The sequence below is a fragment of the Kibdelosporangium persicum genome (genome assembly GCF_013280595.1).
Taxonomy (GTDB): Bacteria; Actinomycetota; Actinomycetes; order Mycobacteriales; family Pseudonocardiaceae; genus Kibdelosporangium; species Kibdelosporangium persicum.
The window spans coordinates 44,723-60,485 of the sequence record NZ_JAAATY010000014.1 but is presented as its reverse complement, the minus strand read 5'-3'; the positions used below and the strand labels follow the sequence as shown (position 1 = coordinate 60,485).

Sequence of the window (15,763 nt, the reverse complement as noted above, 5' to 3'; positions counted from 1 at the left end):
TACTCACCAGGTGTCCACGTGCGGCCGGTTGGCCCTGGCCACCTCCTTCGGCAGGACCGCCGTGATCCACCGGCGGGTGCCGGACGGGTCGATCACGTCGTCGACCTCGAACATCGACGCCGCGTTGAGCGCTTTGCCGCGCTCGTAGGCCATCGCGATCATGTTCTCGAGGGTCTCCTTGCGGCGCACCGGATCGGTGATGGCGTCCAGCTCACGCCGGAAGCCGAGCCTGATCGCACCCTCCAGGCCCATCGGGCCGAACTCGGCGGTCGGCCACGCCACCGTGGCGTACGGGATCTTCGAGCCACCACCGAACATCGCCATGGCACCCAAGCCGTACGCCTTGCGCAGCACGATCGAGCACAGCGGCACAGTGAGGTTCGCGCCCGTGACGAACAGCCGGCTGAAGTGCCGGACTGTCGCGGTCTTCTCCGACTCCGGCCCGACCATGAACCCAGGGGTGTCGCACAGCGAGACGATCGGCAGGCCGTGACTGTCGCACAGCTGCATGAACCTGGCCGCCTTGTCGGCCGCGTCCCGGTCGATCGCGCCGCCGAGGTGCCCGGGATTGTTGGCGATCAGGCCCATCGGCCTGCCTTCGACGCGAACCAGGGCCGTCACGATGCCCTCGCCGAACCGCGGGCGCAGTTCCAGCACCGAGTCCGTGTCGGCGACGAGCTCGATCACCGCGCGGACGTCGTACGCACGGACGCGGTTCTCCGGAACGGCGTTACGCAGCCTTTCCTGATCCATAGTGGACCAGTCGCCGGCCGGGCCGCTGAAGTACGACAGGTACTTCTTGGCGACCTGGACGGCTTCCGCCTCGTCGGCGACCGCGATGTCGACGACACCGTTGGGCACCTGGACCGACATCGGCCCGACGTCCTCCGGCGCGACCACACCGAGACCGCCGCCCTCGATCATCGCCGGGCCGCCCATGCCGATCGTCGCACCTGCCGTCCCGATGATCACGTCGCAGCAGCCCAACAAGGCCGCGTTGCCCGCGAAACACCGTCCGGCGACCACTCCGACGAGCGGCACGAGCCCGGAAAGCCTGGCGAACAAGGAGAAAGCCGGAGCTTCCAGCATCGCGACCAACGGCACGTCGGTGTCGCCCGGACGGCCGCCTCCGCCTTCGGCGAACAGCACCACCGGAAGCTCACGGCGCGCCGCGAGCTCGAACATCCGGTCCTTCTTGGCGTGGTTGTAGAAGCCTTGCGTGCCCGCGAGAACCGTGGCGTCGTAGGCCACGACGACGCTTTCCCTGCCGCCGATTTCGGCGATGCCCGCGACCATGCCGTCCGCCGGGGTCTTGGCGACGAGTTCCGCCATCGACCGCCGTTGCCGTTGCGCCGCAACGACCAGAGCGCCGTACTCGACAAAAGTGCCCGGATCGCAGAGGTCTTCGACGTTCTCCCGCGCGGTCCGCCTGCCTTCGCGGTGCCTGCGCTCGACCGCCTCCGGCCGGTTGGCGTCCTGCCCCGCCGCTTTCCTTGCCAGGACCTCGGCCAGATCCGCCCGGATGCCGTCTTCGGCCGTCTCCTCGACGGCTTGCGGTGCCGCCGCCGGAGCACCTGGCTGGATGGTGACCAGAACCTGGTCGCGTTTCACGGTTTCGCCCGCGGTGACGGAGATCTGCCCGACCTGGCCGTCGGTCGTCGCCGCGACGACGTGTTCCATCTTCATCGACTCGAGCACGACCAACTGCTGCCCGGCGGCGACCCGGTCGCCCGGCTTGACCGAAATCAGCACGACAGTGCCCTGCATGGGCGCGACGACACGTTCCATGCCGCCGATCCAACATCACCGCTGCCAGCGAATCCCAATCGTGCCGCTCGCGTTGAACTCGACCAGGTGCACCGACCCCGTCGGGCTGGCGGCCAGGTCCCATGACGGCGAGGAGATCCTGGCGCAGCGGGCGGGGATCGCGGCCCGGTCGAACCGGGCCTCCAGCACGTAGTCCCGGGTGGTGCGGTGCAGCCTGCGGACGAACTGGTCCGGCTGGGCCAGGCCGGCGATCCGGTACTCCATGATGATCGTCTCGCCGCGCGCGAGCGGGGCGTCGAACACCAGCTCGGCCACCATCATCCCGGTGTCCACGTCCGTGTTGAGCGTGCGCAGCCGGCAGTGCTGCCCCGCGATGATCTCCGGCGGCTTGGCCGCGCCTTCCGCGTCCCACACCACTATCCACCGATCGGCGCCGTCGTGGCTGGCCCGCAGCACCTGCCGGTTGGCCACCTCGGCCAGGCACCCGCCGGCGTCCACTTCGATCCGGTCGTGCTGGCTCAGCCGGGTCAGCCGGCCGTCCGAGGACGTGTCGATGCCGGTGAGCAGGTGCTCGATCGGTTTGCCCCACGCCTTGAGCATCGCCTCCGGGCCCTTGGGATGCGCGGCCCGGCCGCGTGGCCGTGGCGGGCCGAGCAGGGACCGCAACGCCTCCGGCGGCAGGTCGAGCACGGCCTCCAGTTCGGCCAGTGCGCGCAACGACTCCGCGCGTTCCGGCCTGCGCCTGCCGGACTGCCAGTTGCTCAGGGTGGGAACGCTGATCGACACATCACGTAGCCGCAGCCGGTAGCGGATCCGGTCGAGCGCGAGCCCGCTCGCGCTGATCGCCGCCCGCAGCGCCTCGTGAAAAGGCCCCGCTGCCAGCAGTTCCGGTGTCACCACACCTCGAACGTAAGCCGCGGCGAAATTCACTGTCAATGTCGACCAGTGAGTGAAACCCTTACGGCTGCACAGGATTGCTCTGTCAGAGTGCGCTGTGCGCCAGCCAATGGGTGATGAGGTCCCGGTCGCCGGTAACCGTGACACCGTCAAGGCCGATCCTGCGGTAGAGAAGCAGCAACAGATCCTGGACGGTGCCGGTCACGGTCACGTCCGCGCTTTCGGTCACTGTGCGTTTCCACAGTGGGCCGTCCGGTTCCCGGGTGATCAGCCACCCGTCGCCCTCCGGGGACACCATCCGCAGCGTCTCACCGTCGCCCCGCAGCTCCGCACCTCGCATCCGCCCGACCAGGTCGAGACCTTCGTCGATGCCGTCCTTGGCAAGGGCCGCGGGGATCCGGTAAGGCTTCGCCGCGGTCAGCGCGGCGTCCACGGCATGGATCGTGGTGTCGTGCAGCATCCGGCGCACCCAGAAGGCGGTGGGCCGCCGGTCACCGAAGAACGTCCAGACCTCCTTGGCCCCGGCCTCGATCGCCGCGTCCGCCAGTTCGGCCGCCCCTTCACGCAACCACCCCGCCCAGTCCGCCGGTGGTTCGGCGTACCGCGGAAACGGCACGGCTTCACCGGTCCGGACGATCTTTGCGGCTCGGCGCTGGATCAGGCCGACGTGCGCGACCAGTTCCCGCACCGACCACTCCGGACAAGTCGGCACGCGCCTGTCCGGGTCGAGACCCGTAACAGCGTCCGCGACAGCGCCGGTCTGGTCACGCAGCCAGTCGATGTGCATGACGCCACGTTAGAGCGCCGTGTGCGCGAGCCAGTGAGTGATCAACTCCCGGTCGCCCGTGACCGTGACGTCGTCGAGCCCGAGACGGCCGTAACACAGCAGCAACAAATCCTGAGCACCCGCAAGCAGGGTCACGTCCGGACTCCCGGTCTCGCCCCGTTTCCACGACGGCCCGGCCGGTGTGCGGGTGATCAGCCACGCCTCCCCTTCGGAGGCACGCAACTGCAAGGTCTGCCCGGTGCCGCGCAGGTGGACGAAGTCGGGCTTGAGCGCCTCGACTCCAGGTGCCGAGATCACGTCAAGGGCCTCCTCGATCCCGTCGACGGCGACGTCGGCGGGGATTCGGTAGCCGACGCCTGCCGTTCTGGCGGCGTCGACCGCGTGAACCGTGGTGTCGTGCAGCATCCGGCGCAGCCAGAAGGACGCGGGCCGTTGGCCGACGTACGCCCACACCTGCTTCGTACCGGCTTCGGTCACCGCGTCGGCGAGTTCCTCGGCGCCGTCCCGTACCCACGGTTCCCAGTCCGGCGGCACTTCGGCGGTTCGCGGGTCACGGAACTGTTCGGGCTCGCCGGTCCGGACGATGTTCGCGGCCTGCCGGTGGGAGTGGCCGATGTGCGCGACGAGCATCCGCACTGACCATTCAGGACATGTCACGACCTGCTTGTCCAGGTCGACTCGGGTCGCGGCTTCGGCGAAGGCCGCGGTCTGGGCGCGTAGCCAGTCGATGTGCATGGCCGTACCGTAGAAAGCGCACTGGGGTGGAGGTTCAACGTGACAAAAGCCACACTCGGCATCGGCGATCTCGCGCAGGCGACGGGCGTGCCCGTCCGGACCATCAGGTTCTACTGCGACGAAGGCGTCCTGGAGGCCGTCCGCAGCGCGGGCGGACATCGCCGCTTCGACCGGTCCGCGGTGGACCGGCTCCGGCTGATCCGCCGACTGCGTGGCCTCGGCCTGGGACTGGGGTCGATCCGGTCGGTCCTTTCGGGCAGCGAATCGATGTCCGATGTCGTCACCGCGGAGCGCCAGGCGCTTGATGTGGAGTTGGCGGCGCTGGCTTGGCGCCGGGCTTCGTTGCGCGCAGTCGAGCAGGCGTCGCCTTCGGAGCGCGCGGCCCGGCTGGACCTGTTGGCCGCGGTGCAGGACCGTGCGGCGGCCCGGGATTCGCTCGTCGAGTTCTGGCAGCGGCTTTTCCTGGGTCCGATGCCGGACGAGTTCCTGGAGATGTTCCTGTCCGTCAGCGTGCCTTCGTTACCCGACACGCCAAGCCCCGCGCAGGTCGTGGCGTACGCGGAGATGGTCGTGCTGCTGAGCGATCCATCGCTGCGTGCCCGCATGCTGCGGCGGACGTTGCACAACCTGGAGCAGATCTCGGACGAGGGCGAACTGCATGAGGGGGTGAACGAGGCCTGTTCCCTGGCTCGGCCGCTCGTGCTCTCCGGAGTGGCGCCTGAACCCGGCCACGCGCTCGACCATTTCGTCGGCGCACACGCACGGGTTCGGCGGGAACGTGACACGGCTTCTTTCCGGCGTGCGCTCTTCCAGGCATCGGCGATTGACGCTTCGGCTCCGTTGCGGAGGTACTGGCAGCTCGTAGGGACGTTGACCGGCGAGCCGGTGACCGTCGGCGAGAGCCACACATGGCTGGTCGACGCACTCGGCTCTTCGGTCAAGTCGCTGCCCACTCACGCCTGAATTTCAAGTGGGTTGAACACCCCTGGGGTCTGGGCTGTCTGTTTCGATAGTGGCTAGTTCGGCTATCCATATTGTGGTTGGGATGTTGGAGTTGTCTTCGTCCTTCGTTGCTGCCGGGCTGGGTCTCTTCGGCTTGCGTTGGGGTTGGGTTCTCATGAGGATGTCCTCGCCGGACGGGCAGGCCACCAAGAGGAGAGGGGGCCGCACTCCCTTCCTCCCGCCTGGCCTGCCAAAGGCAACCATGGCCGTCAAGGGGCGCGTATGGCTTCCAGCCGGGCTGGCTTGTGGTGGCGCACCCCTTGACACCCATGGTTGGACTACGTCCAGGCCAAACGGGAGGAAGGGAGCACGAAGACCACCCACGCGCTACCGCGCACCTCACGGCGGCGATCCGTATGACTACCGCCCGGGGCCGGTCCGCGTAGCCGGTCCAAGCGAAACGCGCCCAGCGCTGGAAGGTAAGGAGCACGCACCGTGGGGGGCTTGGGGGGCTCGGCCCCCCAAAATAATCCGAAGCGAGCCGGCGAGGTTGCAAAGCAACCGAGCAGGCTCGCCCCGAGTGGAGGTGCCGGGAATCGAACCCGGGTCCTCTGCCGCCTCACCAAGGCTTCTCCGTGCGCAGTTCACTGTGCCTCTGCTTGACCCCATCGGTCTCGTGAACTAGCCGATGTGACGGGCCCAGTCGCTGTTTGCTTCCCAACCGCACTCCGCGACCGAGTACGGCGGTGAGCCTTCTGGATGATGCCGGCAACCGGGCCGAAGGCACTCCCGGACCGACAAGGTAACTACGCTACCGCTTAGGCAGCGAGAGCGTAGTTGGCCTGACTGGTTTCAGTCTTGGCGCTTATTTTTTTGCGGCGACGCTCAAGGTGGTCTCTCGCCTGCACCTGCACGCTTCCCTTGACTCAACGTCCAGAGTCGAAACCGTTCACCCCCGTGGTGTTGGGTTGGTCTTACGGTAAGCATAACGCGCCGGGGCGGGTGGTTCATTCCGGTTACGGCTCCTGGGTGGGGCTGGCCCTACCTCGGGGATACTGGCTTACTCCATCGCCGTGCCGACGTGGACTTGGGATGCTTGTCGTCATGATGACTCAGGTGGAGCAGGTTGATGGACGTCAGCATCAGCCGGGGGCCGTCGGGGCGAACGTCTATCTGTTCACCAGCTTCATCATGGCTGTGACGTGGCTCCCGGTGGTGGCGGCGCTGCTGGCGTCGTCGTTCGGCACGTTGGTCGTCTGGGTGGGGTTTCCGCTGCTCACGGCCACGATGATGCTGATCCGCGGGTTCGCGCGGATGGAGCGCCGGCTGGTGTACGCCACGCTCGGCTACTACGTCCCGGATCCGTACCGGCCGATCCCGCCGGGGATGTTCGGGTGGTTCAAGGGCCGTTTCCGCGATCCGGCCACGTGGCGTGACCTGCTCTACCTCTTCGTCCTGCTGCCGATGTCCGTGGTCTCGTTCGCGTGGATGGTGGCGTTCTGGTCCGCTGGGATCGGCCTGGCGTCCTTGCCGCTGTGGTACCGGTGGGTCGACGGCGGGTACATGGTCTTCGGTTCGGTGCGCGGGGCGGCGTACGTCGTCAACTCGTTCGACGACACGTTAATCCCGGCGCTGGTCGGTGTGCTGCTCCTGGCTCTCGCGCTGGTGACGACGCGGTGGCTGGGCGTGGTGCACGGCAAGCTGGCGCGGGCTCTGCTCGGGCCGAGCAAGGCGACGCTGCTGGAGGCGGAGGCCGCGCATCTGCAGGCCAGCCGCGCGCGTGGGGTGGATGCCGCGGAGGCCGAGCGGCGCCGGATCGAGCGTGATCTGCACGACGGGGCGCAGCAGCGGCTTGTCGCTGTGGCGATGGGGCTGGGCCGGGCCAAGAGCAAGATGGAGCGGGACCCGGAGGGCGCGAAGGTGCTGATCGAGGAGGCGCACGCGGACGCCAAGCAGGCGGTCGCGGAGCTGCGGGACCTCGCGCGCGGCATCTACCCGGCCGTTCTGGGTGACCGTGGGCTGGACGCGGCGTTGTCGTCGCTCGCCGCGAAGTCGCCTGTGCCGGTGGACGTGCAGGTCGAGGACGGTCTGTCCACGGACCGGCGGCCGCCCGCGGCCGTGGAGACCACCGCCTATTTCACTGTCGCCGAGGCGTTGACGAACATCGCGAAGTACGCCGACGCGTCGCAGGCTTCAGTCCGGGTGTTCCGGGAGCACAGCAAGGTCGTCGTCGAGATCACGGACAACGGTGTGGGTGGCGCGGAGACACGGCGTGGGGGTGGGCTGGCCGGTCTCGCCGACCGGGCTGCCACCATTGACGGCGTGCTGACCGTGGTGAGCCCCATCGGCGGGCCGACAGTGATCCGGGCGGACCTGCCGTGCGAGTGGTGATCGCGGAGGACTCCGTTCTGCTTCGTGCCGGGATCGAACGGCTGTTGTCCGACGAGGGCATCGAGACCGTCGCCGCCGTCGAGGACGGCCAGCGACTGCTCGAGGTCCTCGACGAACACCGGCCTGATCTGGCCATTGTGGACGTGCGGATGCCGCCGACGTTCACCGACGAGGGACTGCGGGCCGCGTTGCGGGCCCGGGAACGCACGCCTGACTTGCCGGTGCTGGTGCTCTCGCAGTACGTCGAGGAGCGCTACGCGGTCGAACTGATCTCGGCCGGTGCGGGCGGCGTCGGATACCTGCTCAAGGAGCGGGTGGCCGACGTCGCCGAGTTCGTCGACGCGGTCCACCGCGTCGCGCGCGGCGGGACGTGCATCGACCAGGAGGTGATCTCGCAGCTCATGGCACGTGGCAGACGCAATCCGATCGACTCGTTGACGCCTCGCGAGCGCGAGGTGCTCGGCCTGATGGCGCAGGGCATGTCGAACGCCGCGATCGCGAAGTCGCTGACCGTCTCGGACGGCGCGGTGGAGAAGCACGTCGGCAACATCTTCGCCAAGCTCGGTCTCGAGCCCAGCCAGGAGGAGCACCGCAGGGTGCGCGCTGTCCTGGCGTATCTGGAGCGTAGGTAGCTCCCCTGTCAGGGTAGGGAAAACCCCCACTGCGGTTTGGGAGCAGACACCAGTGATCTTGCCCGGCTGATTCGCGAAGCTCTTGACAGCCAAGCGAACGGGGGCACAGCGGTGTCGAAACGGGATCCATTTCTCGACGTGGTCAGGGTGCTGGCCATCATCCTGGTGGTCTTCCAGCACTGGCTGGTGCCGGTGCTGGACTGGAACGGCAGCGAGCTGACCACCGGGAACGCCTACGCCACACCGGGTTGGTGGGTCCTGACCTGGGTCGGCCAGGTGATGCCGCTGGTGTTCTTCGCCGGGGGTGCGGCGAACATGTTGTCCCTGCGGGCACATCGCGGCCGGGGCGGCTCGGTCCGGGACTGGGTGTCCGGCCGGGTGCACCGGCTGGCGATCCCGATGCTGCCGTTGATGGCGGTGTGGCTGGTGCTTCCGCAGCTGCTCATCACGCTCGGAGTGCCGCGGCAGCCGTTGGACGTCGGCAGCGCGGTGGTCGGTCAGCTGTTGTGGTTCATGGCCGTGTATCTCGCCGCGATCCTCGTGACGCCGTGGATGATCAAGGCCCAGGAGCGGTACGGCTTCCGCGTGTTCGCCGTCCTGGCCGGAGCCGCGCTGCTCGTCGACGTCCTGCGGTTCGGTGGCCTGCCGATGGCCGGGTTCCTCAACGCGGGTTTCGTGTGGCTCGCGGTGCACCAGCTCGGCTTCCACTACGCCAAGAACCCGCCGTCGATGCGTGCTGCCGCGGCGATGGCCGGCGTCGGCTTCGGCCTGACCGCGCTGATGGTCTCGTTCGGACCGTATCCGCTGAGCATGGTCGGTATGCCGGGTGCGCCGGTGTCGAACGCGGGCCCGCCGACCGCGTGCCTGATCACGCTGGGCATCGGCCAGATCGGACTCGTGCTGCTCGCCCGGCCGCTGATCCGCTCGCTGGTGGCCCGTCCGGCGGCAGCCCGGGTGCTGACGTGGGTCGGCGCGCGGTCGATGAGCCTGTACCTGTGGCACATGTCCGCGATGGTCGCCGTCGCCGGTGTCTGGACCGTCGGGCTGGGCTACAGCACGCCCGAGCCTGGCAGCTTCCTGTGGTTCCTGGTCCTGCCCCTGTGGATCGGCTCGGCCGCCGCGGTGTTGTACGGGCTGCTGAAGGCGTTCGGCCGGTTCGAGGCACACGCACCGGGCCCGCTCGTGGTGCAGCCGCCCGCGACGCAGGTCATGATCGGGACGGCCGTGATCGCGATCGGCACGTTGGGGATCGCGGCGACCGGGTTCGCACCCGGCGGCGGCCTGGTCTCCACCGGCGCGGCGATCTGGGCCGGGATCGTCCTGAGTGGACTTCTGGCGGTTCGCTACCGGCTACCGTCGGTCAGTCTGGTCCGCAGCGCCTAACAGCCGGGCTGGGGTGTCGTGCAGCACGGCCCTGAGGAACTCGGGGCCGAGCCGCTCGTCCGCCTCGGCCCAGCCGGCTATGACCTCCAGCTGGTGGGCGTACGCGTACGGGATGTTCGGGAAGTCGGTGCCGAGCACCACCCGGTCGGGGAAGTCCGCCAGCCTCGCCACGAAGTCGTCAGCCAGCTGGGCCGCGCCGAACCGCACGCCGACCATCGTGGTGTCCACGTAGACGTTCGGATACCGGCTGACCAGGTCGAACGCCGCACGGAACTCCGGCATCCCGGCGTGCGCCAGCACCACGGTCAGCGCCGGATGACGGCGTAACACCTGTTCGAAGACGTCCAGGCCGGTGAACGCCCCGCGGAGCGGGCCGTGTCCACAGTGCACAACAGCGGGCACACCCGCTTCGGCGAGCAGGCCCCACGCACCGTCCAGTTCGGACGCCCGAGGGTCGTAGCCACCGATCTGGACGTGTGCCTTCACGCACCTGGCGCCCGCGTCCAGCGCCTTGGCCAGGTACGACTCGACCTCTGGTTCCGGAAACAGTGTCGCGGTCATGACGGCGTCCGTGGTGCGGGCGACGAAGTCACGCATCCACTCGTTCAGCCATTCGGCCATTCCGGGTTTGTGCGGGTAGGCCAATGGCGCGAACCGGATGACGCCGAACGAACGCAGCAGCCGCAGCCGTTCCTGTTCGTCGTGGCGATAGTGGATCGGCCAGTCGACGCCGTAGTTGGCGCGGGCGTTGTCGAAGTACGCCCACACCTTCCGCAACACGGAGTCCGGCATGAAGTGGACGTGGACGTCCACCAGGCCGGGCAGGCCGAGGCCGGTCACCCAGGACCGGACCTCGGAGTCCCTCACCAGCCGCCGCCCCGCTTGCGTGCCCGGCCGACGGCCTTGACCATCTCGCGTTCGGCGGTCCGCTTGGCCAGCGCCTGCCGCTTGTCGTACGACCTCTTGCCCCTGGCCAGCGCCAGCTCGACCTTGACCTTGCCGTCCTTGAAGTACATCGACAACGGCACCAGGCTCAGGCCGCTCTCCTTGGTCTTGCCGATCAGCTTGAGGATCTCGCCCTTGTGCAGCAGCAGCTTGCGCCGCCGCCGTGGCTCGTGGTTGGTCCACGTGCCCATCTCGTACTCGGCGATGTGCAGCCCACGCAGCCACACCTCGCCGTCGTCCACCGTGGCGAACGCGTCGACCAGGGACGCACGGCCGATCCGCAGGCTCTTGACCTCGGTCCCGACCAACACGATCCCGCACTCGTAGGTGTCCAGGATCTCGTAGTCGTGCCGCGCCTTCCGGTTCGACGCGATCACCTTCTGACCACGTTCTTTCGCCATGACAGTGAACTCTACCGTCACACCGCCACCGGTTAAGTCCGCACGTAGAGCCGCAGCGTGACGTACCCGGTGATCGCCGAGATCAAGATCGCGACGCCGATGAGGATCGGTGCGACCGGCCAGAAGATGTCCAGCAGCGGTATTCGCGGAATGATGTTCGCGGCTATCGGTTCGGCCAGCACGTTGTCGATGAACACCGCTTTGATGCCGATCAGGCCGCCGATCGCCATGACCGCACCGACAAGGCCGGCGACCACCGCCTCCAGGAGGAACGGCAACTGCGTGTACCAGCGCGTGGCGCCGACCAGGCGCATGATGCCGACTTCCGTCCGCCGGGTGAACGCCGACACCTGGATGGTGTTGGAGATCAGCAGCAGCGCCGCGATCGCCTGGATGGCGGCGACCACCCACGTTCCGTTCCGCACGCCGTTGAGCACGCCGAAGAACCGTTCCAGGAAGACACCCTGGTCCTCCACCCGGTCGACTCCCGGCTTGTTGCTGTACGTCTGCACGATCACGTCGGCGCGGTCGGGGTTCTTCAGCTTCAGGTGGAACGTCGCGGGCAGCGAGTCCTTCCTGGTCAGCTGGAGCAGCTCGGGCTGACCCGCGAAGACCCGCTGGAACCGGTCGAACGCCTGGTCCTGGTTCTCCCACCGGACGTCCTCGACGTTCGCGTCCTGCTCCAGGTTGGCCTTGATGCCCGCACAGGGCTGCTGCTGGCAGTCCTTGTCCGTGCCGCTGACGTCCTTGCTGAGGTACACGTTCACTTCGACCTCGTCGCCGAAGTTGTCGCGCATGTGGTCGATCATCCGGACCACCAACAGGCCGCCCCCCAGCAGCCCCAACGAGATCGCGGTGGTCAGGATCATCGCGACGGTCATCGTGACGTTGCGCCGGAGTCCGGTCAGGACCTCGGACAACACGAAACTGAAACGCATCGGTGCGGGTTTCCTCGCAGGTCGGGGGAATACTTCGGCTTAGCGGCCCACGCCGTAGACGCCGCGGGCGTCGTCCCTGATGACCCTGCCGAACGAGAGCTCGACGACTCTGCGGCGCATCGAGTCCACGATGGAATGGTCATGGGTGGCCATCAGCACGGTGGTGCCGGTGCGGTTGATCCGCTCGAGCAACAGCATGATGTCCTGGCTGGTGTCGGGGTCCAGGTTTCCGGTCGGCTCGTCGGCCAGCAGCATCAACGGCCGGTTGACGAACGCACGCGCGATCGCCACACGCTGCTGCTCACCACCGGACAGCTCGTTGGGCATGCGGTTGGCCTTGCCGTCCAGACCGACCAGCTCCAGCACCTCGGGCACCACCTTGCGGATGGTGTGCGCGGGCTTGCCGATCACTTCCAGCGCGAACGCCACGTTCTCCGCGACGGTCTTGTTGACCAGCAGCCGGAAGTCCTGGAACACGCACCCGATGGACTGCCGCAGCCGGGGTATCCGGCGGCGGGACATCCGGGTGATGTCGAAGTTGTTGACGTAGAGCTTGCCCTTGGTGGGCACTTCCTCGCGCAGCAGCAGGCGCAGGAAGGTGGACTTTCCCGAACCGGACGGGCCGATCAGGAAGACGAACTCCCCCTTGTCCATGTCCACCGAGACGTCGTCCAACGCGGGACGCGTCGACGTCTTGTAGGTCTTGGAAACATGTTCAAGCCGGATCACGGTCGCGGAGTCTACCCACGACCGTTATCGGCCCGTTGCATTGGGATGGTTTAACACGCTCAGTTAGTGCGCCGCCACCGAATTCCGGCCTCCAGGAATCCGTCGATATCGCCGTCCAGAACAGCGGAGGGATTCCCCACTTCGTACTCGGTACGAAGATCCTTGACCATCTGGTACGGGTGCAGAACGTACGAGCGCATCTGGTTTCCCCAGCTAGAGCCGCCGTCGCCCTTGAGCTCGTCCATCCTGGCCTGCTCTTCCTGGCGCTGGCGCTCCAGCAGCTTGGCCTGCAGAACGGCCATCGCGGACGCTTTGTTCTGCAACTGTGAACGTTCGTTCTGGCACGAGACGACGATTCCGGTCGGTATGTGTGTGATGCGTACCGCGGAGTCCGTCGTGTTCACGCCCTGACCACCCGGTCCGGACGAGCGGTACACGTCGACACGCAGCTCCTTCTCGTCGATGTCGACGTGGTCGGACTGCTCGACCACCGGGACGACCTCGACGCCGGCGAAGGACGTCTGCCTGCGGCCCTGGTTGTCGAACGGTGAGATCCGCACCAGCCTGTGGGTGCCCTGCTCGACGGACAGGGTGCCGTAGGCGAAGGGCGCCGAGACCTTGAAGGTCGCGGACTTAATGCCGGCTTCCTCGGCGTAGGAGGTGTCGTACACCTCGGTCTGGTAGCCGTGCCGCTCCGCCCAGCGCATGTACATGCGCAGCAGCATCTCGGCGAAGTCCGCCGCGTCGACGCCACCGGCTTCGGAACGGATCGTGACCAGAGCGTCACGCTCGTCGTATTCGCCGGACAACAGCGTCCGCACCTCCAGCGAGGAGATGTCGGCGCGCAGCTTCTCACGCTCGGCGTCCGCCTCGGCGAGGCTGCCCGCGTCACCCTCGTCTTCGGCCAGCTCGTAGAGCACGGGGAGGTCGTCGAGGCGTTGACGCAGCTCAGACACCCGGCGGAGCTCGCCCTGCTTGTGGGAGAGCTGGCTGGTCACCTGCTGCCCCTTCTCCGGGTCGTCCCAGAGATCGGGGCGCGCGGCCTGCTGCTCCAGCTCGGTCACCTGAGCGCGCAGCGCATCGAGATCCGTCACCGCCTCGATGCTCTTCAACGTGGCGGAGAGATCATTCAGGTCTGCTGCGACGTCCGGGTTCACGGCCAAGAAGGTTACGTCAGACCGCGTGCCGGTGCGTTGCCGGTCGGCTGTTTGCCGCCGACCGGCGCCTTTTATTCAGTCTTTCGGGACCGCGTCGAGCAGTTTCAGCGCCGCCCGGGCCCTGGCCACCGCGAACTCGCCGATCGCCTTCGCGTAGGTGTCGTCGGTGTTCTTGACCGAGTTGCGGGCCTCCTCCAGCTCGGCGTTGTACGCCTGCCGGGCGGAGTCGACCAGCGCGGTGCGCTGCTTCGCGGTCAAGTTGCTGGCGTGCACGAGGCGGAGGATCAGCGGGCTGCGCAGGTGGTCTGGACCAGGCTCGGAGGCAAGCCAGGTCTTGAAGGCCTTCTTGCCCGCGGCGGTGATCAGATACTGCTGGCTGGAGCGGGGACCCTGCTTGCCAAGGCGGACAAGGCCGGCGTCGGCCAGCGCGGGGAGCTCGCGGTATACCTGGCTGCGCGTGACGCTGAAGAACGCGCCAAAGCGCTCACGGGCCACCGCGACCAGCTGGCCACCCGTCTTCGGGCCGTCATGGAGCAAGCCGAGCAGAGCCGCGGCTGTTGCGTTCAATTCAGACACGTAACCACCGTGCCATGAATTTCGCTCGCTGTCCACAATGGCCCAGCCATCTGTCCACAGTGGCTACACCGTCACCCGGATGCCACAAGTACACCCGATTGGCTCAGTACCCCTTCTGCCGCACCCACTCCGACCAGGCACGAAGCCATTCGTCCTGCCCCGTCACGAGCTCCGCGTGCCAGCGCCGCAACGAATCATCATGCTGTGAAGAAGTTCTTTCCTGGCGGGCGAACGGGTCCGGCGCCCAGGACCGTTGTGACGCCCAGACGGTCCGCCAGCTCTCCTGCGCGGGCCGGGAGAGCAGCTCGAGCCGCATCCCGGTCCAGTACAAGAGAGTCTCGGTCACCGCGGCGTCCCGGAGTCGCTTGTTGGCGAACCAACTCGCCTTCTCCTGCAAACGGCCCAACTGGTTAACCAGAATGGTCACTGCCTCGTTAGCGTCCTGTCTGGACTGATCGGCCAGGTGCATCTGCGCCCGTACGGCCGCTTCCCAGAGTTCGCCGTGCTTACGGGCGTTGGCCCGCAGCCGGGGCGGGCGCCCTTGGCGCGCCGCGGCTTCCAGCTGAAGACTGCGCGCGAGCGTCGCGTCGATGAGCGACCGATGCGCTGTGGCCACGTCGAACGGCCGGTCGATGATCGGCATCGTCGGCGGGTTGGTGCGCAGATCACGCAGGTATTCCCTACGCCCGCGAAGGAAAGACTCGATGCTGGGCACCGCGACCAGGTGCGTCGCGGCCAGCTCCCACTCCCTGGCCACCACGATCACGTCGGAATCCTGGTGCCAGCAACGGGCCGCCCACATCTTGCGTCTCGTGCGCAGCAACGAAGCCGGTCGCGGCGTTCCGTTGACGACCACGTGCGCGGGGACCGGATCACCGTCCACCGGACCGTCGTCGCCCATGCTGTCCAGCAGGTTCTCCAAGAAGTACCGGAGATCCGGCGGGCCCGGCCGGGACTCGCGCCAGCGTGCGGTGTGCACCTGGACGAGCGGTCCGCTGGGCCGCATCAGGTCGCCGTAGGCCAGGCCGACACTTTCGACGATCCCGCCGTCGATCTCCGCCTCGCCGAGCAAACGCGGCTGTGGTGCGGGTTCGGCCATGCCGAGCAACGGCAACGAGCTTGCCCGGACCAGGCGCTCATACTCAGCCTCCTGCCGGGAAAACAAGGCCTCCATCTCTGGTGAGGGCGGCACGAGCTCCATGTGCCCAGTGTGCCAGCTCAACCACTCGCCGAACACGGGTGGCGCGCCGGTCGGCCGTTGATCCACGGCCAGCGGTCGCTGATGTGCTCCAACCGGCCCTGACACCCTCAAATGGAGTAGCGCAGCGCATGCGGGTGATTACTTCCCGTGTCAGCGGTCATGCCAAATTTCCACAGTGGACAGCCAGGAAGATTTTCACACCCGGCATCGATCGCGCCCCACCCCGGCCCGGTTCTGTATACCAAGGTTGCTTGGCCGCCAACACTTCGCCACCGAAACCCC

At 67.5% G+C, this 15,763-nt stretch carries 15 protein-coding genes and 1 other RNA gene; 4 read left to right on the top strand and 12 right to left on the bottom strand.

Translation table 11 applies throughout. From position 1 onward, the window contains the following. Positions 1–3 precede the first annotated feature (3 nt). From GC106_RS24255 to GC106_RS24240, 4 genes are all read right to left on the bottom strand, one after another. A complete protein-coding gene (locus tag GC106_RS24255) occupies positions 4–1,788 on the bottom strand; it encodes a carboxyl transferase domain-containing protein (protein WP_173135017.1) in 1,785 nt (594 codons plus the stop codon). 15 nt (positions 1,789–1,803) lie between these two features. Beyond that, entirely contained in the window at positions 1,804–2,667 is an 864-nt protein-coding gene (locus GC106_RS24250) for a hypothetical protein (protein ID WP_173135014.1), read from the bottom strand. Between the two features lie 82 nt (positions 2,668–2,749). Next, positions 2,750–3,451 carry a maleylpyruvate isomerase family mycothiol-dependent enzyme gene (locus GC106_RS24245; RefSeq protein ID WP_173135011.1) on the bottom strand — a complete coding sequence of 234 codons (702 nt, stop codon included), beginning with the start codon at positions 3,449–3,451 and terminating at the stop codon, positions 2,750–2,752. Positions 3,452–3,460: 9 nt separating this feature from the next. After that, positions 3,461–4,186: a maleylpyruvate isomerase family mycothiol-dependent enzyme gene (locus tag GC106_RS24240; RefSeq protein ID WP_173135008.1), complete on the bottom strand. Its 726-nt coding sequence runs from the start codon at positions 4,184–4,186 to the stop codon at positions 3,461–3,463. A 39-nt stretch (positions 4,187–4,225) separates the two neighbouring features. Here GC106_RS24240 and GC106_RS24235 point away from each other — a divergent pair, with 39 nt between their 5' ends. Beyond that, a complete protein-coding gene (locus GC106_RS24235) occupies positions 4,226–5,149 on the top strand; it encodes a MerR family transcriptional regulator (RefSeq protein ID WP_173135005.1) in 924 nt (307 codons plus the stop codon). Between the two features lie 557 nt (positions 5,150–5,706). Here the strand turns inward: GC106_RS24235 and ssrA are convergent. Then, positions 5,707–6,085: a transfer-messenger RNA gene (gene ssrA, locus GC106_RS24230) on the bottom strand. 159 nt (positions 6,086–6,244) lie between these two features. Here ssrA and GC106_RS24225 point away from each other — a divergent pair. From GC106_RS24225 to GC106_RS24215, 3 genes are all read left to right on the top strand, one after another. Continuing rightward, positions 6,245–7,519 (top strand): sensor histidine kinase, encoded by a 1,275-nt coding sequence (locus GC106_RS24225; RefSeq protein ID WP_312872813.1) that lies wholly within the window; start codon positions 6,245–6,247, stop codon positions 7,517–7,519. Continuing rightward, the gene (locus GC106_RS24220) at positions 7,507–8,151 is read left to right on the top strand and encodes a response regulator transcription factor (RefSeq protein WP_173135002.1); all 645 of its coding nucleotides are present in this window, start codon (positions 7,507–7,509) and stop codon (positions 8,149–8,151) included. Before GC106_RS24225 ends, GC106_RS24220 begins: the two co-directional genes overlap by 13 nt. Before the next feature lie 111 nt (positions 8,152–8,262). After that, positions 8,263–9,534 carry an acyltransferase family protein gene (locus GC106_RS24215; RefSeq protein WP_173134999.1) on the top strand — a complete coding sequence of 424 codons (1,272 nt, stop codon included), beginning with the start codon at positions 8,263–8,265 and terminating at the stop codon, positions 9,532–9,534. Here the strand turns inward: GC106_RS24215 and GC106_RS24210 are convergent. The 7 genes from GC106_RS24210 to GC106_RS24180 all read right to left on the bottom strand — a co-directional run bounded on the left by GC106_RS24210 (position 9,502) and on the right by GC106_RS24180 (position 15,481). Continuing rightward, entirely contained in the window at positions 9,502–10,401 is a 900-nt protein-coding gene (locus tag GC106_RS24210; RefSeq protein ID WP_312872812.1) for an amidohydrolase family protein, read from the bottom strand. The two genes, GC106_RS24215 and GC106_RS24210, sit on opposite strands and share 33 nt — an antisense overlap. Continuing rightward, a complete protein-coding gene (gene smpB, locus GC106_RS24205; RefSeq protein ID WP_173134996.1) occupies positions 10,398–10,880 on the bottom strand; it encodes an SsrA-binding protein SmpB in 483 nt (160 codons plus the stop codon). Before smpB ends, GC106_RS24210 begins: the two co-directional genes overlap by 4 nt. A gap of 32 nt (positions 10,881–10,912) precedes the next feature. After that, the gene (gene ftsX, locus GC106_RS24200; RefSeq protein WP_173134993.1) at positions 10,913–11,818 is read right to left on the bottom strand and encodes a permease-like cell division protein FtsX; all 906 of its coding nucleotides are present in this window, start codon (positions 11,816–11,818) and stop codon (positions 10,913–10,915) included. A 39-nt stretch (positions 11,819–11,857) separates the two neighbouring features. Further along, positions 11,858–12,547 (bottom strand): cell division ATP-binding protein FtsE, encoded by a 690-nt coding sequence (ftsE, locus tag GC106_RS24195; RefSeq protein ID WP_173134990.1) that lies wholly within the window; start codon positions 12,545–12,547, stop codon positions 11,858–11,860. A gap of 59 nt (positions 12,548–12,606) precedes the next feature. Further along, positions 12,607–13,704: a peptide chain release factor 2 gene (gene prfB, locus GC106_RS24190; protein WP_173134987.1), complete on the bottom strand. Its 1,098-nt coding sequence runs from the start codon at positions 13,702–13,704 to the stop codon at positions 12,607–12,609. Between the two features lie 75 nt (positions 13,705–13,779). Continuing rightward, positions 13,780–14,280 (bottom strand): PadR family transcriptional regulator, encoded by a 501-nt coding sequence (locus GC106_RS24185; RefSeq protein ID WP_042194088.1) that lies wholly within the window; start codon positions 14,278–14,280, stop codon positions 13,780–13,782. Between the two features lie 103 nt (positions 14,281–14,383). Next, entirely contained in the window at positions 14,384–15,481 is a 1,098-nt protein-coding gene (locus GC106_RS24180; protein ID WP_173134980.1) for a hypothetical protein, read from the bottom strand. Between the last annotated feature and the right edge of the window lie 282 nt (positions 15,482–15,763).